The sequence below is a fragment of the Nocardioides sp. AN3 genome (genome assembly GCF_054653495.1).
The window spans coordinates 67,326-86,609 of the sequence record NZ_BAAIGC010000018.1; the positions used below are offsets into that span (position 1 = coordinate 67,326).

A 19,284-nucleotide genomic window follows, 5' to 3' on the forward strand; every position below is an offset into this window, starting at 1 on the left:
TGCCTGCCGGCGGTTGCGCACCGCCGATGGATCGATCCTCGCATGCCGTTCGACGCGACGTGGCCCACTCGTGTGGAGCCGACCTTTGCGTCAGGGGCGCCCGGATGTCCGAAGATGGGCTGGTGACCCTGGCTCACCCGACGACCATCCCGCACGGCCGCACCGCCCGACGCCTCGACTGGGTGCACCTCCCCCCGATGGTGCGGCGTGCCGTCGAGAGGAAGCTCGGCTCGGCCGTCGTCGAGGCCGAGTCCCAGGACGCCGGGTTCACGCCCGGGTTCGCATCGGTGCTGACCTGTGCCGACGGCTCGCGGCACTTCGTCAAGGCGGCGTCAGTGAAGGCCCAACGGATGTTCGCCGACTCCTACCGCGCCGAGGCACGCAAGTTGAGGACGCTTCCGCCGTCGGTGCGGGCCCCCCGGCTGCAGTGGGTCCTCGATGACGACGACTGGGTGGTGCTCGGCATCGAGTACGTCGCCGGTCGGGCGCCCCACCGGCCGTGGACGCGCGGGGACCTCGCCGCGGCGAGCACGATGCTGGTCGAGACGGCCGCCGCGCTGACGCCGGCACCGGGCCTCGGAGTCGACAGCTTCGCCCAGGAGTTCGCCGACTTTCCGGCGTACTGGCAGGAGCTCGGCGACGTGGCCCACGCCGAGGAGGCCGCTGGGCTCGCTGCGCGCTACGCCGAGGTGACCGGCGGTGACACGCTGGTGCACACGGACGTGCGCGACGACAACCTGATCGTCACCGAGGACGGTCCGGTCTACCTGTGCGACTGGAACTGGCCCGTGCTGGGCGCCGCGTGGATCGACTCGCTGCTGCTCCTCATCGGTCCGCGCGGCGACGGCCTGGACGTCGAGGCTCACATCGCCGCCCACCCGCTGCTGTCCACCGTCGACCCCGAGGCGATCGACATCGTGCTCGCGCTGGTCACCGGCTACTTCCTGCGCTCCGCTGCGCAGCCGGCGCCGACGACCTCGCCGTGGATGCGGGAGGGCCAGCGCTGGCAGGGTGAGGTGTGCTGGACCTGGCTGGCCCAGCGGCGCGGCTGGATCTGAGCCCTGCGATTTGAGGGGTGTCCGGCGCCGCTGGTAGCCTTCATGGCTGCGTGTTCGAGGCCCCTCCCCTCTCATCCCACGAGTGGCCGGGAGAGCGCGCCCGAACCGAAACCACTGACGCGAAGGACAGCTAGTTCCCCATGGCGAACATCAAGTCGCAGATCAAGCGCAACAAGCAGAACGAGAAGGCGCACGAGCGCAACAAGGCGGTCAAGACCGGCCTGAAGAGCGCCATCCGCAAGTTCCGCGAGGCCGCCGCGGCCGGCGAGAAGGAGACCGCGGTCAAGCTCGGTCAGGACGCCGCGCGCAAGCTCGACAAGGCTGCCTCCAAGGGCGTCATCCACAAGAACCAGGCCGCCAACCGCAAGTCGGCGATCGCCAAGAAGGCTGCCTCTCTCTGACGCTCGCTGAGCGGACGCAGATGTCCTCACACGTTGGCCCCGGCGGGATTCCGCCGGGGCCTTTGTGTGTGGGCATCTGCGTCCACTCACCGTGATCGGAGCCCGGTGATGGTCAGGACCAGCCTCTCCAGCGTGTACGCCGGGTCGCTGGCGGCCCCCTTGAGGTCCGCATCAGCCTGGGCGACCGCCCGGATGGCCGCCCCGAGCGAGGCTCCGTCCCAACCGCGGGCGACGGCCGGCAGCTTCTTGAGCTGGTAGGGGTTGATGTTCTTCCGGTTGCCGCCCACATAGTTGGCCAGCGTGCGCAGCTGCCCGGCCACGCTGCTGAGCAGGTACACCGGACTCGTGCCCGAGTCCAGCGCCCACCGGACCCCCTCCATCGCCTGGAGGCGTCGGCCGGCCAGCAGGGCGTCGGCGATCTCGAAGTTCTTGACCTCGGCCCGACCCCCGAAGTACTGCGCGACCTGCTGCTCGCCGATCGCGACACCCGGGAAGTCGCTCACCAGCTGGTCGACGGCCGAGGCGAGCATCCGCAGGTCCTCCCCCACGGCCTGCACCAGCGCGCCGGCAGCCTCAGGGTCGACGCGCGCACCTCGCGCACGCCCCTCGGAGACGACGAACTTCGGCAGGTCCCATGGCTTGACGGGCTCGGACTTCACCTCGGTGACCGTCGGCAGCTTGCGCAGCTTCGTGAGCACGCCGCCGCCCTTCGGTCCGCCGCCGTGCACGAGCACGAGGGCCACGTCCTCGACCGGCGCGGACGCGTAGCCGACCAAGCCGTCGACGGACTCGTCCGGCAGGTTCTCCAGCCCACGCACGACGACGCACCGGACACTGGAGAACAGCGACGGCGCCGCCATCTCCCCCAGCGTCGCCAGCGTGAGGTCGGCGGCCAGGGCGTCGCCCAGCTCCGCATCGGCGTCGTAGGCCCGCACCGCCGCCCTGACCGCCGCCACCGTGCGCTCGCTGAGGAACTCCTCCTTGCCGGTCACCAGCGTGACTCGGCCGAGGACGTCCGCCGCACCTGGTCCTGCCCCACGTCCACTCATCGAGCGAAGCCTGCCACAGGACGCCGACAGCCCGATCAGCGCGTGACGACGCGCCGCCCGTCGGCGCCGGCGACCACCGCGACCGAGCCGTCCTCGTCGGTGCGATAGACGTCAGCACCCGCCTTCTCGAGTGGGTCGAGCGTCTGCCGTGCGGGGTGTCCGTAGTCGTTGTGGGCCCCGACCGACGCGATCGCGATCTCCGCGTGGAGCGAGAGCAGCCAGTCCTCGTCCTGGTAGCGGCTCCCGTGGTGCGGGATCTTGAGCACGTCGACGCGGAGGCCGGCCAACTGACGAGCCAGCACCTGTTGGCCCTCGGGCTCGATGTCACCGGTGAGCAGCAGACGCACGCCGCGGACCGTGACCAGCAGGACGACGCTCGCCTCGTTGGCCGTGGACCCGTCGCCGGGTCCACGCACGGGCGAGTCGGGCTCCGGCCACAGGACCTGCACCGTGGCGTCGCCCAGTCGGCGGGTCGAGCCGTACCCCGCCTGCCGGACCGGCACACCCGCGCGAGCCGCGGCCCGCGCCACCTCCTCGACGCCGAACGGGGGATCCGCCAGCCTGGTCGTCTCGATCGCCCCGACCCGGCGACCGGCAAGCACGCCCGCGATCCCGTCGACGTGGTCGGCGTGGTAGTGGGTGAGGACGAGCAGCGGCACCGACCGGACACCGAGGCCGTCGAGGCAGCGCCGTGTCGGTGCCGGGTCCGGGCCGGCGTCGACGACCAGAGCCGAGTCGGGACCCGTCCGAACGACAAGGGCGTCGCCCTGCCCGACGTCGCAGACCACCAGCACCCAGCCCGACGGCGGCCACCCCAGCGACGGCGGTCGCACGGCCACCACGACCACCAGCACGAGCGAGACCACGACGCCCCGCGCGCGGCTGCGCACGACGTGGGGCCCCACCAGAGCGATGCCGATCGTCGCAACGGTGAGGAGGGCGAGTGCGCCGGCTCCGGTCCCCCAGCCGATGCCGGCGGCCGGCAGCCCTGCCGCGTGATGGGCGACGAGGATGATCCAGGAGACACACCACGACGCCGCGGTTCCGGCGAGCCTCCCGAGAGGGTCCCAGACGAGGCCGAGGACGCCGCCGAGCAGACCCAGCACCGTGGCCGGCCCGACGAGAGGCTCCGCGAGCAGGTTCGCACCGACAGCGGCCAGACTGACCTGGCCCGAGATGGCCGCCACCAACGGCGTGCAGGCCAGCTGGGCGGCTGTGGGGACGGCGACCGCCTCCGCCAGCCATCGGGGCAGCCAGTGGGCCAGGGCGTCTCGCCAGGGCGGCCCGAGGACGAGGATGCCTGCTGTCGCCAGCGCGGACAGAGCGAAGCCGATCGAGGTGGCGAGCGCCGGATCGAGCAGCATGAGACCGACGACGGCTGCGCCCAGGCCTCGCAACGCTCGCTGGCGCCCGTTGGCGCCCATGGCCAGCAGCCCCACCGAGCCCATCGCGGCCGCACGGACGACGCTCGGCTCCGTCCTCGCGAGCAGGACGAAACCGGCGATGCCGAGGGCACCCACGACCGAGAGCCAGCGCCCTCGCACCCGGCACCATCGAGCCAGCACCAGGAGGAACCCGACCAGGAGCGTCAGGTTGGTGCCGGACACGGCGAGCAGGTGCGTGAGCCCCGTCGCGCGGAAGTCGTCGGCGAGCGCCTGGGGCACGTCGACGGCGTCCCCGTCGACCAGCGCCGGCACCAACGAGCGGGGCTCGACGGGGCGGTGCGCCACCGACCGACGGATCGCCGCGCGCACGGCGGCCGCCCCGCGCCACCACGGGCTCGGTGCACGCAGGATCCGCACCGGACCGCGAGGAGTGAGCACCGCGGAGTCGGCAGGGTCGTACGCCGCCCCGAAGCGCCCCTGCACCGCGACTTGCGCGCCGAGCGGCAGCCGACGCCATCCGTCGTCGCCGAGGACGACGACGGGAGCGCGCAGGGTGAGCACCTCTCCCCTCGTCTCGACAGATCGGACCACCAGCCGGAGGGTGATGGTGGACCCGAAGCGCCCCTGCACGACCTGTGGGTCGGACGCCACCGTCCCCGTGACCAGCGCGGCTGCCCGGTGCTTCGCCATCGCCGCGACCGGACTCGCGGCGACCTGGTGCTCGCGGACGAGCCCCACCACGACGACCGCGGTGAGGACCACGCCGGCCGCCACCGCCAGGAGACGCCGGGAGCCGCATAGCAGGGTCGCCAGCACGCCCAAGGCGCCGAGCCCCGCCATCGTCACCACTCCGGCCACCAGCCGATCCGCTGTCGCCAGCGCCGCGAGCAGCCCTCCGCACCACGCTGCCGCGCCCAGGGCGGGAAGCCGCAGATCGGCCGTCACTGGACGGACACATGCGGAGCAAGCTTGCTCAATGTCGCTTCGCCGATGCCGTCCACGTCGAGGAGCTCGTCGACCGTGCTGAACCGGCCGTGCTGGGTGCGATAGTCGAGGATCGCCTGCGCGGTCACCGGCCCGATCCCGGGCAGGCTGTCGAGCTCCCCCACCGTGGCGGTGTTGAGGTTGACGGGGGCACCGGTCGGCGCGACGCCGGTGCCCGTGACGCTCCCCGCCCGGCCTCCTGACCCGCTTCCTGCCCCGCTCGCAGCCCCGGCTGGTGGGACTGCCGGTGCGCCCACCAGGATCTGCTCGCCGTCGACGAGCAGCCGAGCCCGGTTGAGCCCGTCGAGGTCGGCTCCCGGGCGGGCACCGCCAGCCGCCTCGATCGCGTCGACGACGCGAGAGCCCGCCGGCAGATGGATGACGCCGGGCCGGCGGACCTTCCCGGCTACGTCGATGGTCAGCGTCGCTGGCCCCCCGGTCGGTGGCGGCACGCTGGTGTCACTGGGCGCCGCCGCGGCCGAACCCCCAGGCGACGCCGCAGCCGATGCGTCCACCGATGCCCCCGCTGCCGCGGCCGCCGTCGTCCCTGCCGACGGCCCCGCTGCGCCGGACGCCCCGGCGCTGAGCGAGACCAGCGGCGAGGCAGTCGCGTCGGTCACCGCCGGCACAGCGTCGGGCTCTCCTCGCAGCACCGACCAGCAGGTGATCGCCAGCCCGACTGCGACCAGCAGCGCCACGACCGTCACGTGCCACGGGCCGATGCTCACCCGACCCTGCAGTGTCTCGGGCACCAGGCCGGCCGCCCGGTCACGCAGCCACTCCACCACCGCCGCCGGGCGACGCTCGACGTGGCGCCCGGGAACCGGCACAGCTGGCGGCCGCGAGCCTCGGCCCGAGAGCGGGCCCGCGACTCTGTCCGCCGACAGAGTCCCGAATGCGCCCGCGAACGGGTCTGTTGGCGGGTCCCCGAGCGGGTCCGATCGCAGGTCGTCGAACGGGTCCGCGGGAGGGGGCCCGAGCGGGTCCGCTCGCAGGTCGTCGAACGGATCGTCGAACGGGTCCTCGGGCGCCTCGGACTCGGCGCGCAGAAGGTCCAGTCGTCGGGCGAGGGCATCACGGTGCTCGGATCCGGGGCGCATGGGGTCACGCTAGGAACACGCGCGGTGGAGCACCCTGCCCCCGCCCGCGGCCTGGGGACAGGCGGGCCGACGAGGTCGCTGGGGACGACGAGTGGCGCTCAGCCGGGCGGAGAGACGCAGACCGCGATCATCCCGGGGCCGACATGGGCGCCGAGAGCCGCGCCCAGCTCGCCGACACGGACGCGGCCGACGAGACGCTCGCCCAGTCTGTCGGCCATGGCGTCGGCGAGCGCCTCCGCACGCTCCTGGTTGCGCAGGTGGGCGACGACGACCTCCACCCGAGGGTCGTCCGCGCACGCCTCCAGGGCGAGCTCCTGCAGGCGGGCCAGGGCGCGGGTCGACGTACGGACCCGCTCACGCGCCACCACGCGGCCGCCTTCGATCGCCAGCAGGGGCTTGACCGCGAGCGCCGACCCCAGCATCGCCGCCGCGGCGCCGATCCGTCCGCCCCGGCGCAGGTGCTCGAGGGTGTCGACGTAGAAGTAGGACGTCGTTGCCTCCGCCCGCTGCATCGCCCGGTCGGCGGCCTCCGCCGTCGTCGCCCCGCGGGCGAGGGCGTCGGCCGCTGCGAGGGCAGCGAAGCCCAGGCACGGACCCACGGCTCGGGTGTCGACCACCGTGACGGGCAGCGGCGCCGTGCGCGCGGCGAGCTGGGCCGACTCCAGCGTCCCGCTCATCTCTCCGGACAGGTGGACGGCCAGCACCTCGTCGACGCCGTCGTCGGCGAGCCGGCGGTACAGACCCGCGAGGGCCGCCGGTGCGGGCCGGGAGGTGCTGACGGCGGTCCGCGAGGCGAGTGCCGCCGCGATCTCCTCCGGACTGGTGCCCGGGTCGCCCTCCTCCAGCTCGTCGGAGCCGATCACGACGTGCAGCGGCACGACGACGATGCCGGCTGCCTCCGATAGCTCCGGCGGCAGCATCGCGCTCGAGTCGGTGACCACCACGACGCGCTGCCCCATGCCGGCGACACTACCGGCCGCCGTGTCCTCGAGGACCCCTGTCGCGTCATGCGGTCCGAGCAAGCGCCTGCTCCCACCGTCTGACGTCCCGCCGCACGCGGGTGTGCACGTCAGACGACGATGTTGACGAGCTTGGGCGCCCGCACGATCACCTTGCGGACCGGGCGCCCGTCGATCGCACGGACGACGGCCTCGTCGGCCAGCGCCAGCGCCTCGAGGTCCGCCTCGCTGATCGACGGGGAGACCTCGAGACGACCCTTGACCTTGCCGGCGATCTGGACCACCGCGGTCACCGTGTCCTCGACCAGGAGCTCGGGGTCGACCACCGGCCAGCCCGCGCGGGCGACGGTCGGCGTGTGGCCGAGCCGCTCCCACATCTCCTCGGCGGTGTAGGGCGCCACCAGCGACAGCAGGATCGCCACCGCCTCGGCAGCCTCCCGCACCGCGGGGTCGGCCGGGCCGCAGCCGGAGTCGATCGCCTTGCGGGTGGCGTTGACCAGCTCCATGGTGCGCGCGACGACCACGTTGAAGCGGTAGCTCTCCATCAGGTGCTCGACCTCGTGCAGCGTCTTGTGCGTGACGCGGCGCAGCGAGACGTCGCCGTCGGCGAACGAGGTGCCCGGAGCCGAGGTGACGTCCCCGGAGAGACGCCACGCCCGCTGGAGGAAGCGCACCGATCCGCTCGGCGAGACGTCGGCCCAGTCGATGTTGTCCTCAGGCGGCGAGGCGAAGACCAGCGTCAGGCGCACGGCGTCGACGCCGAAGCGGTCGATCTGCTCGCCCAGGTTGACGCCGTTGCCGAGCGACTTCGACATCTTCTTGCCCTGGTTGATGACGACGCCCTGGCCCATCAGCCGGGTGAAGGGCTCCTCGAAGTCGACCATGCCCATGTCATGCAGGACGTAGGTGAAGAACCGGGCGTAGAGCAGGTGCAGGACGGCGTGCTCCAAGCCGCCGACGTACTGGTCGACGGGGGCCCACTCACGCACGGCCTCGACGTCGAACGGCCCGTCGGAGTAGCGCGGGGAGCAGAAGCGCAGGAAGTACCACGACGAGTCGACGAAGGTGTCCATCGTGTCGCTGTCGCGGGTGGCCGGACCGCCGCACCGCGGGCAGTCGACGTTCGCCCAGTCGGCGACGGCCGCCAGTGGCGAGACGCCCTTCGGCTTCAGGTCGGCGCCGCGCACGTTCTCGGGCAGCCGCACCGGCAGCTGGTCCTCGGGGACCGGCACCTCGCCGCAGGCCTCGCAGTGGATGATCGGGATGGGCGCGCCCCAGAACCGCTGGCGCGACAGCAGCCAGTCGCGGAGCCGGAAGTTCACCGTGCCGGTCCCCCGGCCGTCCGCCTCCAGCTTCGCGATGATCGTCGAGATGCCCGAGGCCTTGTCCGCCAGCCCCTCGAGGGCGGGGCTGTTGACGTAGGCGCCGTCCCCCGTGGTGGCGACATAGGTCTCCTCCGGGTTGTCGGTCCCCGGCACGTCGATGACACGCCGGACGGGCAGCCCGAACTCCTTCGCGAAGTCGAGGTCGCGCTGGTCGTGGGCCGGGACGGCCATGATCGCGCCGGTGCCGTAGTCGGCCAACACGTAGTCGGCCGCCCACACGGGCACCTGCTCGCCGTTGACCGGGTTCGTCGCGGTCACGCCGAGGTCGACGCCGGTCTTCGGCCGGTCCGTCGCCAGACGGTCGATGTCGGAGGCCTTGCGCACGTCCTCCAGGTACGCCGTCAGCGCCTCAGCCCGGTCAGGGGCGACGATCCGGGCGGCCAGCGCAGCATCGGCCGCGACCACCATGAACGTCGCGCCGTACAGCGTGTCCGGTCGGGTCGTGAAGACCGTGACCTTCTCGACCTCGCCCGAGGCGAGGGTGATGTCGAAGTCGACATGAGCACCCTCGGAGCGGCCGATCCAGTTGCGCTGGGAGTGCACGACCCGCTCGGGCCAGCTGCCCTCCAGCACATCGAGGCCGTCCAGCAGGCGCTGCGCGTAGTCGGTGATCTTGAAGTACCACTGCGTCAGCTCCTTCTTCGTCACCACCGCTCCGCAGCGCTCGCAGGTGCCGTCGGCCAGCACCTGCTCGTTGGCCAGCACGGTCTGGTCGTTGGGGCACCAGTTGACCGGGGAGTTCTTGCGGTAGGCCAGACCGCGCTCGCGGAACTTCAGGAACAGCCACTGCGTCCAGCGGTAGTACTCGGGGTCGGACGTGTGCAGGCGGCGCGACCAGTCGAAGGAGACGGCATACTTCTGGAACGAGCGGAGCTGGGTCTCGATGTTGGCGTAGGTGTAGGTGGCCGGGTGCTCGTCGTTGCGGATCGCGGCGTTCTCCGCCGGCAGGCCGAAGGAGTCCCAGCCCATCGGGTTGAGCACGTCGTAGCCCCGGTGCCACCAGTACCGCGCGATGACGTCGTGCAGCGCCATCACCTCGGCGTGCCCCATGTGCAGGTCACCGGAGGGATAGGGGAACATGGTCAGGGCGTACCGCTTCTCGGCGCCCGTGCGCTCCCCGGCGCGGAACGGGTCGAGCGACTCCCACACGGGCTGCCACTTGGCCTGCAGCGCGTCGGGGTCGTAGACGATCTCGTCCTGGGTCTGTTCCTGCGTCATCTCTCGTATCTCTCGCTCATCGGATCCGTCGGACGAATCCCGCTGTCCCGCTGTGGTGAGTCCCCTCATGGCATGAAAAAACCCCTCACCCAGGGAGGGGTTGCCGCGCTGCGTCCGGCCCCGAGAGGGACCGGTGGTGGTCAGCGCGGCCGGCCAAGCAGAAGGATCGTGGTCCGCACGCGCCCAGACTACTCCACCCCTGTCGCCGTCAGCCGGGGTGGCGACGCGCCGCGAGCATGGACCTGTTTGTGTCGGCCTCATGTGCCGTGTCACACTGTCTGCGCCCGCCGGCCTGGGAGGCACGGCGGCGGAGCGAAGACCCCCCCATTTCGCTCCGCTGCTCTCTCAGGTCGGCGGTGCGCGTTCCTGCACAGGGAATGTCACACGAGCCGGTCTCGTTGTGACTCTCATGGCCACCACCGATCTCACCGCCGACACCTTCGAGCAGACCGTCGTCGACAACGACATCGTGCTCGTCGACTTCTGGGCGTCCTGGTGCGGCCCGTGCCGTCAGTTCGCTCCCGTCTATGACGCCGCCTCGCAGACCTATCCCGACATCGTCTTCGGCAAGGTCGACACCGAGGCCGAGCAGGCACTGGCCGGAGCGGCGCGGATCACCTCGATCCCGACCCTGATGGCGTTCAAGAAGGGTCACCTCGTCTTCTCCCAGCCGGGGGCGCTCCCCAAGGAGGCGCTGGCCCAGGTGATCGACGCGGTCGTCGAGCTCGACGTCGACGCCGCTCTCGAGGCCGCGAAGCAGCAGGAGGGCTGAGGCTTACGCCTTCACCGCGGTCTCCACCTAAGGTGACCGCCGTGGACGCGACGGCAGCACCCGGCTCGACCCTCGATGACCTCGACGCGTTCGAGCGCATCCGCGGCATCGACCCCCAGAAGATGGCGATCACCCTGGAGGTGCTCGGTCAGCTCCACCACCTCCCGCCGGACCACGACGACGTGCAGACGGTCAAGCGCGCGACGTCGTACATGTGGAAGCTCCTCAAGAAGTCCCGCCGCGCCGAGATCCGGCTCGAGAAGCAGGCGCACGATCAGGCGGTCATCGAGCGCACAGCGACGGGGTCGCCGATGCGCATCGACGACGAGACGGCCGGCATCCCGCTGGTCTCGAACGCTCCGGGCGCCTTTGCAGGCGAGCTCATCACGGCCCGGGGCTGCTACATCTGCAAGCAGGACTTCACCCTGGTCGACGCCTTCTACCACTGGCTGTGCCCCTCGTGTGCGGCCATGAGCCACGCCAAGCGCGACCAGCGCACCGACCTCACCGGCAAGCGGGCTCTGCTCACGGGCGGCCGCGCCAAGATCGGGATGTACATCGCCCTCCGGCTCCTGCGCGACGGCGCGCATCTGACGATCACGACACGCTTCCCGAAGGACGCCGTACGCCGCTTCGCCGGACTCGAGGACAGCGCCGACTGGCTGCACCGTCTGAAGGTGGTCGGGATCGACCTACGCGACCCCACCCAGGTCATCGCGCTGACCGACGACGTCGCAGCCGACGGCCCGCTGGACATCATCGTGAACAACGCCTGCCAGACCGTACGCCGTCTGCCGGGTGCCTACTCCCACCTCATCGAGGGCGAGAGCGCCCCGCTGCCCGGCGGCATCGAGCTGCCGGAGATGGTCACCTTCGACAGGATCTCCGAGGCTCATCCGGCCGCGATCGCCGGTGCGCTCACCGCACACCCGGTGGCCCACCACGAGGGCGAGTCGGACGCGGCCGCGCTCGCCGCCCACAACGCCGCCACCATGACCGCACTGGCACTCAAGGCGGGCGGTGCCTCCCTGGAGGCTCACCTCGCCGGGACCGCGGTCGACGCCGGCGGCCTGATCCCCGACATCCAGACCAACAACTCCTGGACGCAGGTCGTCGACGAGGTCGACCCCTTGGAGCTCCTCGAGGTGCAGTTCTGCAACTCGATCGCGCCGTTCCTCATCGTCTCGCGGCTGCGCCCCTCGATGCGGGCGGCGCTCGCGCGGGGTGCCCGCCGGGCGTACGTCGTCAACGTCTCCGCGATGGAGGGCCAGTTCGGCCGGCGCTACAAGGGGCCGGGGCATCCGCACACCAACATGGCGAAGGCGGCGCTCAACATGCTGACGCGCACGTCGGCGGGCGAGATGTTCGAGACCGACAAGATCCTGATGACCGCCGTCGACACCGGCTGGATCACCGATGAGCGTCCGCACCACGAGAAGCTGCGCATCGCCGCCGAGGGCTGGCACGCCCCGCTCGACCTGGTCGACGGGGCCGCCCGCGTCTACGACCCGATCGTGCGTGGCGAGGCCGGCGAGGACGTCTTCGGCTGCTTCCTCAAGGACTACTCCCCCTCCCCCTGGTGAGCAGGTGAAGGGTCGCAGTTGCCCGCGGGGTCAGCGACGAGCCTTGTCGGCTCGTCGCTGACCCCGCGGGCAACTGCGACCCTTCACCCGGACGAGAATCCGGGCTCGGCGCTACTTCAGGTCGAACCGGTCGTTGTCCATGACCTTCGTCCAGGCGGCGACGAAGTCCGTGACGAACTTCTCCGTCGCGTCGTCGGAGGCGTAGACCTCGGCCAGCGCTCGCAGCTGCGAGTTCGAGCCGAAGACGAGGTCATTGGCCGTGGCGGTCCACGTCACCTTGCCGGTGGCCGCGTCACGGATCTCATAGACGTTCTCCTCCGACTCGGAGCCCTTCACCTCGGTGCCCGGGGCGAGCAGGTTGGTGAAGAAGTCGGTCGACAGCACGCCCGGACGCTCGGTGAGGACGCCGTGCTGGCTGCCGCCGGTGTTGGCGCCGAGGGCACGCATGCCGCCCACGAGGACCGTCATCTCCGGGGCCGTGAGGTCCAGGAAGTAGGCTCGCTCGAGCAGGAGCATCTCGACCGGCAGCTTCTCGCCCGGACGGACGTAGTTGCGGAAGCCGTCGCCGCGGGGCTCGAGCACCTTGAAGGAGTCGACATCGGTCTGCTCCTGGGTCGCGTCGGTGCGGCCGGGGTGGAACGGCACGGTGACGTCGACGCCGGCGTCCTTGGCGGCCTTCTCCACGGCGGCGGCACCGCCGAGGACGATGAGGTCGGCCAGCGAGATCTGCTTGCCGCCGGCGTTGAAGTCGCTGCGGATCTCCTCGAGCCTGTCCAGGACGGTGGCGAGCTTCTCCGGCTCGTTGACCGCCCAGCTGCGCTGCGGCTCGAGGCGGATGCGGGCACCGTTCGCGCCACCGCGCTTGTCGGTCGAGCGGAAGCTCGCCGCCGATGCCCAGGCCGTCGAGACGAGCTGCGAGACGGTGAGGCCGGAGTCGAGCAGCTTCGCCTTCAGCGCGGCGACGTCGTCAGCGGAGACGAGCTCGTGGCCGACGGCAGGCACCGGGTCCTGCCACAGCTGCGGCTCCGGGATCCACGGACCGAGGTAGCGCGAGACCGGACCCATGTCGCGGTGCAGCAGCTTGAACCACGCCTTGGCGAACGCCTGGGCGAACTCGTCGGGGTTCTCCAGGAAGCGACGCGAGATCTTCTCGTACGTCGGGTCGAACCGCAGTGCGAGGTCGGAGGTGAGCATCGTCGGCTTGCGCTTCGGCGAGTCGGGCGACGGGCCGGGGATGATGGCCTCGGCGTCCTTTGCGACCCACTGGTTCGCGCCCGCGGGGCTCTTCGTGAGCTCCCACTCGTAGCCGAACAGGATCTCGAAGAAGCGGTTGCTCCACTGGGTCGGCTTGTCGGTCCAGGTGACCTCGAGGCCCGACGTGATCGCGTCGGCGCCCTTGCCCGTGCCGAAGGTGCTCTTCCACCCCAGGCCCTGGGCCTCGAGCGGGGCGGCCTCGGGCTCCGGGCCGACGTTCTCCGCCGGGCCGGCGCCATGGGTCTTGCCGAAGGTGTGCCCGCCGGCGATGAGCGCGACCGTCTCCTCGTCGTTCATCGCCATCCGCGCGAAGGTCTCGCGGATGTCGATCGCCGAGGCGAGCGGGTCAGGGTTGCCGTTGGGGCCCTCGGGGTTGACGTAGATCAGACCCATCTGCACCGCGCCGAGCGGGTTCGAGAGCTCACGCTCGCCGCTGTAGCGCTCGTCTCCGAGCCAGGTGTCCTCCGGTCCCCAGAAGATCTCCTCGGGCTCCCAGGTGTCCTCACGACCGAAGGCGAAGCCGAAGGTCTCGAAGCCCATGTCCTCGAGCGCGACGTTGCCGGCGAGGACGAGGAGGTCGGCCCAGGAGATCTTCTGGCCATACTTCTTCTTCACCGGCCACAACAGGCGGCGTGCCTTGTCGAGGTTGCCGTTGTCCGGCCAGGAGTTGAGCGGGGCGAAGCGCTGCTGGCCGTCGCCCGCACCGCCGCGGCCGTCGTAGATGCGGTAGGTGCCGGCGGCGTGCCAGCTGAGCCGGATCATGAGGCCGCCGTAGTGACCGAAGTCGGCGGGCCACCAGTCCTGAGAGTCATGGAGCACCCGCGCGACGTCGGCCTTCAGCGCCTCGACGTCGAGCTGGGCGAACTGCTCGGCGTAGTCGAAGTCCTCGCCCAGCGGATTGCCCGCAGGGCTGTGGGAGTGGAGGACCGTGAGGTCGAGCTGGTTGGGCCACCAGTCCTTGTTCGAGTGCGGTCGACCGCCGGTCTTCGGGGTCGGCGAGTCGATCGCCGGGTTCTCGCTCTCGCTGCCCTGCGCGGTGACGCCGTCGTGCATGACGGGGCATCCGCCCTCAGCCTTGCGCTCGACGCCCTGAGGGCTCTCGTTCTCAGACATGTGCTTCCTTCCAGGGATCATTCACTCAGGAACTTGTGTGGAGCAGTCGGGGCACAGGCCCCAGTAGATGACCTCGGCCTCGTCGATCACGAAGCCGTGGTCGTTGGAGGCGGTCAGACACGGTGCCGCGCCGTGGGCGCAGTCGACGTCGGCGATCACGCCGCAGGAGCGGCACACCACGTGGTGGTGGTTGTCGCCGACTCGGGACTCGTAGCGGGCAACGGATCCGGACGGCTGGATACGTCGGACCAGCCCCTTCGCGGTCAACGTGTGCAGCGAGTCGTAGACCGCCTGGTGGGAGACGTCAGGGATCTCCGCACGCACGGCACCGATGATGGAGTCGGTGTCGGCATGCGCGAGCGTGCGGACGGCGCCGAGCACCGCGATCCGCGGACGGGTGACCCGGAGCCCGACGCCCTTCAGCATCTGCTCGAAGTCCGTCGTCGCTGCCACGTCGCCACTCTCGTCCCTTTTCTTGAACAAGTCAAGAAAAAGGAACGACGTGTCGCGCGAGCTCTTCGGGAGAAGGGTCGCTCAGGGACCCGAGCTCGAGCTCGGGTCGCTGGAAGGTGACGCGCTCACCGACGGCGTGCCGCTCGGGCTGCTGCTGGGATCGGTCGTCGGGTCGGCCACCGGCGCTCCGAGGCCGCTCACTTTGCCTCCGAGATCCTTGACCACGGCGTCGACCTGGGCGGCGGCCTGGTCCATCGTCGAGCCGGTGAGCGAGCCGACGCAGCTGGCGATCGACTGGTCGTGAGCGTCGGAGGTGGCATCGGGGTAGCGCCGCTCGATGCGGTCGGTGCAGAGCTGGGTGAGCTCGTCCTTGGTGGCCGCGACGGGCGGCGTGGCGGTGGGGTCACCCGGGCTGGTCGACGGCTGGCCGCTGGGCTCGCCGGTCGACGGCTCACCGGTCGGCTCACCGCTGGGCTGACCACTTGGCTCACCGCTCGGCTGACCCGAGGGCTGACCACCGGGCTGCCCGCTCGGCTGCCCGCTCGGCGTCGAGGCCGGCGTCGGCGACTGGGTCGGCGCAGCCGCCGATGTGCCGCCGGTGTGGCGGTGACGGTGTCGCTTGCCGTTGGCGGTGTCCGGAGCCCCGGTGGCCTCCGGGGAGGCGGTGGCGGCGACCCATGGATCGGCGCCGAGGGTAGGCACCGCCCGCAAGGCGAGAGCCGTCATCGCCAAGCCGGTGCCGAGGCCCTGCCCGGTCTGGTAGGCGCCGGCGATCTGCATCACCGTGGCGACGTACGACGTGGAGTGGTTGTAGCGCAGCAGCGCCGCCTGCTGCCCCGCCGGTGCCGAGAGGTCCTCGGGGCCGGAGCACAGGTACACCGCTGCCGCGAGGGCTGCGTCGTTGACGTCCTGCGGGTCGCGTCGCCCGTCCCCGTCGGCGTCGACGCCGACGGTCGACCAGGTCGACGGCAGGAACTGCATCGGGCCGACGGCATGGTCATAGGTGGTGTCCCCGTCGAGGCGTCCACCGTCGGTGTCCTTGACCAGGACGGTCCCGGCCCGGCCGGTCAGCGCCGGACCGATGATCGCCGGTGTGGCCTCGCCGACGGCGGAGAGCTGGCTGCCGCCGTGGCGCCCGTGGTCGGACTCGACCCGGCCGATGGCGGCCAGCAGGGTCCAGTCGAGCCGGCACGTGCGATCGGCGGCGTCGATGACCGTGGCGGCACGCTGGTAGGCGGCCAGAGCCACCGGAGGGATCGTGTCGGCGGAGACACTCACCGCCGTCACGCCGATCGAGGCGTGTGCGGTCTTCGCATCACCCGAGACGCTCGCGGGCGTCTGCGCCTGGGAGACCACGATCGCACTGTCCGGCAGGGAGGGTTGCGGGATGGCCGGTGCTGCGGCCTGCGACGAGGCCGAGCCCGCGGCCGGACCGATGAGGACGTCGGGTGTGGGCGTTCGGATGACGCTCACGGTCCACACCGCCGACAGAGCCGCCAGTGGGATCAGCGTGATGGCCTTCGGCAGGTTGCCGATGCGCGGCGTCATACGTCTGGCCCTCTCCCCTACTTTCCCGGCGCTGGCCCCGCAAAGGGCCTCACCGTATCTTTACTCACCACGCCCGTGCCCGGACAAGGCGGACGTGAATCATTCACCAAACCTAGGTGAAGATCGCCCGACAAGAAATCAGCGGCCGCCAAGACGTCGCGCGGTCAGCACGCGGTCGTCCGCGACGTGGCCGGGCTGGTCCTCGTCGACCGCAGCGATGTGGACCACGGCGTCGCCGATGTTGACCAGTGGCGCCCGGTTGAGCCCCACGACGACACCGGACCGGTCGGCGTGGACCAGCCGGACGCGTCGGCCGAGGGCGTCACTGATCCCGCCCAGGCGACGGCCCTCCTCGACGATGTCGCCCAGATGCACGTCGACCTGCAGGATCCCGCTCCCGCGGGCCCTGACCCAGCCGCTCGCTCGCGAGACGACGGGCGCTGGTGCGGACGCCTCCGAGCCGTCGCGGTCGACCTCCTCGTCCTCCGGAAGCATCCCGAGCGCATCCAGCACCCGCAGCACTCCCGTGACTCCGGTGTCGATCGACTCGTCGTCGAAGCGCAGCGCCTCGCCGGCCTCATAGACCAGCACGCGGGCGCCGGCCGCCCGGGCAGCCTGACGCAGGGAGCCGTCGCGGAGCGACGCATGCAGCGCGACGGGGGCGCCGAAGGCCAGGGCCAAGCGCCGGGTCTCGACGTCGTCGAGGTCGGCGCGGATCTGTGGCAGGTTCGCGCGTCGGTCCGCCGCGGTGTGCAGGTCGATGCCGAGCTCGCACTTGGCGACCACCTCGGTCATGAACAGATGCGCGATCCTCGACGCCAGCGACCCTCGCGCCGACCCTGGGAACGACCGGTTCAGGTCGCGCCGGTCCGGCAGGTAGCGATCCCCCGAGAGGAAGCCGAGCACGTTGACGACCGGCACGGCGACCAGGGTGCCCCGCAGGGTCTTCGCGGACAGCTGAGCGAGCACCCGGCGGATCACCTCGACGCCGATGACCTCGTCGCCGTGGATCGCCGCGTTGACCCAGACGACGGGCCCCGGCTCGCGTCCGTGGACGACCTGCACGGGGATGCTGACGTCACCGCCCGTGACCAGGCGCGTCAGCGGGAGCTCGACGGACCTGCTGGCGCCCGCACGCACCCTGACGGCCCCGATGGCGAACGACTCACGTGCCATCGGCGCGTCTCCGGTTCGACCGACGCACCGTCTTGTCCGGTCGCCCGCCGCGATAGGAGGTCGCGACGTCGACGACGTACCCCTGCTGGAGCACCTCGCGCCCGACCAGCATGCGGAAGCCCATCTCGTCGCGGCGAGTGAGGGTGACCTCGGCCGGCACGACCCGGTCGGCCAGGCGGAGGTCGAGGCGCACGACGACGCGATCCTGGGAGTGGCCCGACGAGCTGCGGACGGTGCGCCGGTCGTGCACCGGGACCTCGACCGCGACCGCGTCGGAGGCGCTGCGCTGCCAGGGGTGCACCTCGAAGCGGACCCAGGGCTCCCCGTCCGAGGTGAACTCCTCGAGGGCGAAGGCGTGCAGGGACGACGTACGCGCGCCAGTGTCGATCTTCGCCTTCATCCACTCGACGCCGACGCCCGGCAGGCCGACCCACTCTCGCCAGCCGACCACACTGGTTAGATGAGAGCCGGACACGTCCCCTATCCAAGCAGGGTCCCATCTTGAAGCTCGCCATCCTCTCGCGCGCGCCGCGGTCCTACAGCACTCAGCGGCTCCGCGCGGCCGCCACGGACCGTGGACACATCGTGAGGGTGCTCGACACCCTGCGCTTCGCGATCGACCTCTCCGAGGACGAGCCGGACCTGCAGTTCCGGGGCAAGCGGCTCTCGGTGTACGACGCGGTCGTCCCGCGCATCGGCAACTCGATCACCTACTACGGCACGGCCGTCGTCCGGCAGTTCGAGCAGATGGACGTCTACACCCCCAACACCGCCAGCGGGATCGCCAACTCGCGGGACAAGCTGCGGGCTATGCAGATCCTGTCGCGGCACGGGATCGCGATGCCGCCCACCACGTTCGTGCGCAACCGCGCCGACGTCATCCCGGCGATCGAGCGCGTGGGCGGGGCACCCGTGGTCATCAAGCTGCTCGAGGGGACGCAAGGCATCGGCGTGATCCTCGCGCCGGGGATCAAGGTCGCCGAGGCGATCATCGAGACGCTCCAGTCGACCCGACAGAACGTCCTCATCCAGCGCTTCATCCAGGAGTCCAAGGGCCGCGACGTCCGCGCTCTCGTCGTGGGAGACCGGGTGGTCGCCGCCATGCGGCGCACCGCGAAGGGGGACGAGTTCCGGTCCAACCTCCACCGGGGCGGCTCGGTGGAGAAGGTCGAGCTCGACGCCGAGTTCGAGCGTACGGCGGTGCGGGCGGCTCAGATCATGGGGCTGAAGGTGGCCGGCGTCGACCTGCTCGAGAGCGACGACGGCCCCCTCGTCATGGAGGTGAACTCCTCCCCCGGCCTGGAGGGCATCGAGACCGCGACCAAGCTCGACGTCGCAGGCGCGATCGTCGACTACATCGACAACCAGGTCGCCTTCCCCCAGATCGACGTCCGCGAGCGGCTGGCGGTCTCGACCGGGTACGGCGTCGCCGAGCTCGTCGTGCACGGCGATGCCGACCTCGTCGGCTCGAGCCTGGGCGAGTCGGGCCTGCGCGAGCGCGACATCACCGTGCTCACGCTGCACCGCGGCTCCGTCGTCATCCCGAACCCGTCGGTCCGTCAGGTGCTCGAGGCCGAGGACCGGCTGCTGTGCTGGGGCAAGCTCGAGGAGATGCGGTCGATGATCCCCGAGCGCCCGAAGCGCCGGCCCCGCGTGAAGAAGCTGCCGAAGCACCCGCTTCCCGAAGAGTGAGTGCGCGGGCTCAGTCGGTGCGGATGCGTCCGTAGGCCTGCTGGAGGAAGTCGGCGCCGGCCACGATGCCGAAGACGGCCGCCCCGTCAGATACCCGACGATGCCGTGCCGCTCATTGGGGCTGTCGGTGGTCGACGATGCCATCCGGTCATCG

General features: G+C 71.2%; 15 protein-coding genes. 5 read left to right on the forward strand and 10 right to left on the reverse strand.

All coding sequences use genetic code 11. The features are described 5' to 3' along the window. The first annotated feature begins 122 nt into the window (after positions 1–122). Together ACYQ1K_RS18545 and rpsT are read left to right on the forward strand one after the other, a co-directional pair. On the forward strand, positions 123–1,058 hold the full coding sequence (locus tag ACYQ1K_RS18545; RefSeq protein WP_459984736.1) for a phosphotransferase family protein: 936 nt from the start codon (positions 123–125) through the stop codon (positions 1,056–1,058). Positions 1,059–1,198: 140 nt separating this feature from the next. Beyond that, positions 1,199–1,459, forward strand: a complete 261-nt coding sequence (gene rpsT, locus ACYQ1K_RS18550; RefSeq protein WP_459984737.1) for a 30S ribosomal protein S20 — start codon at positions 1,199–1,201, stop codon at positions 1,457–1,459. A gap of 86 nt (positions 1,460–1,545) precedes the next feature. On the opposite strand, the gene holA is transcribed toward rpsT, so the two are convergent. From holA to leuS, 5 genes are all read right to left on the reverse strand, one after another. Continuing rightward, complete coding sequence (holA, locus tag ACYQ1K_RS18555) at positions 1,546–2,508, reverse strand: DNA polymerase III subunit delta (RefSeq protein ID WP_459984738.1); 963 nt, start codon at positions 2,506–2,508, stop codon at positions 1,546–1,548. A gap of 35 nt (positions 2,509–2,543) precedes the next feature. Continuing rightward, positions 2,544–4,838, reverse strand: a complete 2,295-nt coding sequence (locus ACYQ1K_RS18560) for a ComEC/Rec2 family competence protein (RefSeq protein ID WP_459984739.1) — start codon at positions 4,836–4,838, stop codon at positions 2,544–2,546. Further along, positions 4,835–5,977 (reverse strand): ComEA family DNA-binding protein, encoded by a 1,143-nt coding sequence (locus tag ACYQ1K_RS18565; RefSeq protein ID WP_459984740.1) that lies wholly within the window; start codon positions 5,975–5,977, stop codon positions 4,835–4,837. The genes ACYQ1K_RS18560 and ACYQ1K_RS18565 overlap by 4 nt, the downstream gene beginning before the upstream one ends. Positions 5,978–6,075: 98 nt before the next feature. Next, a complete protein-coding gene (locus tag ACYQ1K_RS18570) occupies positions 6,076–6,936 on the reverse strand; it encodes a DegV family protein (protein WP_459984741.1) in 861 nt (286 codons plus the stop codon). A 110-nt stretch (positions 6,937–7,046) separates the two neighbouring features. Continuing rightward, the gene (gene leuS / locus ACYQ1K_RS18575) at positions 7,047–9,539 is read right to left on the reverse strand and encodes a leucine--tRNA ligase (protein ID WP_459984742.1); all 2,493 of its coding nucleotides are present in this window, start codon (positions 9,537–9,539) and stop codon (positions 7,047–7,049) included. A 409-nt stretch (positions 9,540–9,948) separates the two neighbouring features. Between leuS and trxA the strand changes: the two genes are divergently transcribed. Both trxA and ACYQ1K_RS18585 read left to right on the forward strand, forming a co-directional pair. Next, positions 9,949–10,311 (forward strand): thioredoxin, encoded by a 363-nt coding sequence (gene trxA / locus ACYQ1K_RS18580; RefSeq protein WP_459984743.1) that lies wholly within the window; start codon positions 9,949–9,951, stop codon positions 10,309–10,311. Between the two features lie 41 nt (positions 10,312–10,352). Continuing rightward, on the forward strand, positions 10,353–11,894 hold the full coding sequence (locus tag ACYQ1K_RS18585) for an SDR family NAD(P)-dependent oxidoreductase (RefSeq protein WP_459984744.1): 1,542 nt from the start codon (positions 10,353–10,355) through the stop codon (positions 11,892–11,894). 111 nt (positions 11,895–12,005) lie between these two features. Here the strand turns inward: ACYQ1K_RS18585 and katG are convergent, their stop codons facing one another. From katG to ACYQ1K_RS18610, 5 genes are all read right to left on the reverse strand, one after another. Then, positions 12,006–14,261: a catalase/peroxidase HPI gene (gene katG, locus ACYQ1K_RS18590; protein ID WP_459984745.1), complete on the reverse strand. Its 2,256-nt coding sequence runs from the start codon at positions 14,259–14,261 to the stop codon at positions 12,006–12,008. A 21-nt stretch (positions 14,262–14,282) separates the two neighbouring features. Continuing rightward, entirely contained in the window at positions 14,283–14,687 is a 405-nt protein-coding gene (locus ACYQ1K_RS18595) for a Fur family transcriptional regulator (RefSeq protein ID WP_459984764.1), read from the reverse strand. 108 nt (positions 14,688–14,795) lie between these two features. Continuing rightward, positions 14,796–16,262 carry a lytic murein transglycosylase gene (locus tag ACYQ1K_RS18600; RefSeq protein WP_459984746.1) on the reverse strand — a complete coding sequence of 489 codons (1,467 nt, stop codon included), beginning with the start codon at positions 16,260–16,262 and terminating at the stop codon, positions 14,796–14,798. Positions 16,263–16,400: 138 nt separating this feature from the next. Continuing rightward, positions 16,401–17,438 carry a succinylglutamate desuccinylase/aspartoacylase family protein gene (locus ACYQ1K_RS18605; RefSeq protein WP_459984747.1) on the reverse strand — a complete coding sequence of 346 codons (1,038 nt, stop codon included), beginning with the start codon at positions 17,436–17,438 and terminating at the stop codon, positions 16,401–16,403. Beyond that, positions 17,428–17,913 (reverse strand): ATP-dependent zinc protease family protein, encoded by a 486-nt coding sequence (locus ACYQ1K_RS18610; protein ID WP_459984748.1) that lies wholly within the window; start codon positions 17,911–17,913, stop codon positions 17,428–17,430. The genes ACYQ1K_RS18605 and ACYQ1K_RS18610 overlap by 11 nt, the downstream gene beginning before the upstream one ends. Before the next feature lie 26 nt (positions 17,914–17,939). Here ACYQ1K_RS18610 and rimK point away from each other — a divergent pair, with 26 nt between their 5' ends. Continuing rightward, the gene (gene rimK, locus ACYQ1K_RS18615) at positions 17,940–19,130 is read left to right on the forward strand and encodes a 30S ribosomal protein S6--L-glutamate ligase (protein WP_459984749.1); all 1,191 of its coding nucleotides are present in this window, start codon (positions 17,940–17,942) and stop codon (positions 19,128–19,130) included. Positions 19,131–19,284 lie beyond the last annotated feature (154 nt).

Bases quoted from the DNA above. Each gene is read 5' to 3' on its own strand.
- rpsT (WP_459984737.1), top strand. From the start codon at position 1,199: ATGGCGAACATCAAGTCGCAGATCAAGCGCAACAAGCAGAACGAGAAG.
- holA (WP_459984738.1), bottom strand. From the start codon at position 2,508: ATGAGTGGACGTGGGGCAGGACCAGGTGCGGCGGACGTCCTCGGCCGA.
- ACYQ1K_RS18565 (WP_459984740.1), bottom strand. From the start codon at position 5,977: ATGCGCCCCGGATCCGAGCACCGTGATGCCCTCGCCCGACGACTGGAC.
- ACYQ1K_RS18570 (WP_459984741.1), bottom strand. From the start codon at position 6,936: ATGGGGCAGCGCGTCGTGGTGGTCACCGACTCGAGCGCGATGCTGCCG.
- leuS (WP_459984742.1), bottom strand. From the start codon at position 9,539: ATGACGCAGGAACAGACCCAGGACGAGATCGTCTACGACCCCGACGCG.
- trxA (WP_459984743.1), top strand. From the start codon at position 9,949: ATGGCCACCACCGATCTCACCGCCGACACCTTCGAGCAGACCGTCGTC.
- katG (WP_459984745.1), bottom strand. From the start codon at position 14,261: ATGTCTGAGAACGAGAGCCCTCAGGGCGTCGAGCGCAAGGCTGAGGGC.
- ACYQ1K_RS18595 (WP_459984764.1), bottom strand. From the start codon at position 14,687: ATGCTGAAGGGCGTCGGGCTCCGGGTCACCCGTCCGCGGATCGCGGTG.
- ACYQ1K_RS18600 (WP_459984746.1), bottom strand. From the start codon at position 16,262: ATGACGCCGCGCATCGGCAACCTGCCGAAGGCCATCACGCTGATCCCA.
- ACYQ1K_RS18605 (WP_459984747.1), bottom strand. From the start codon at position 17,438: ATGGCACGTGAGTCGTTCGCCATCGGGGCCGTCAGGGTGCGTGCGGGC.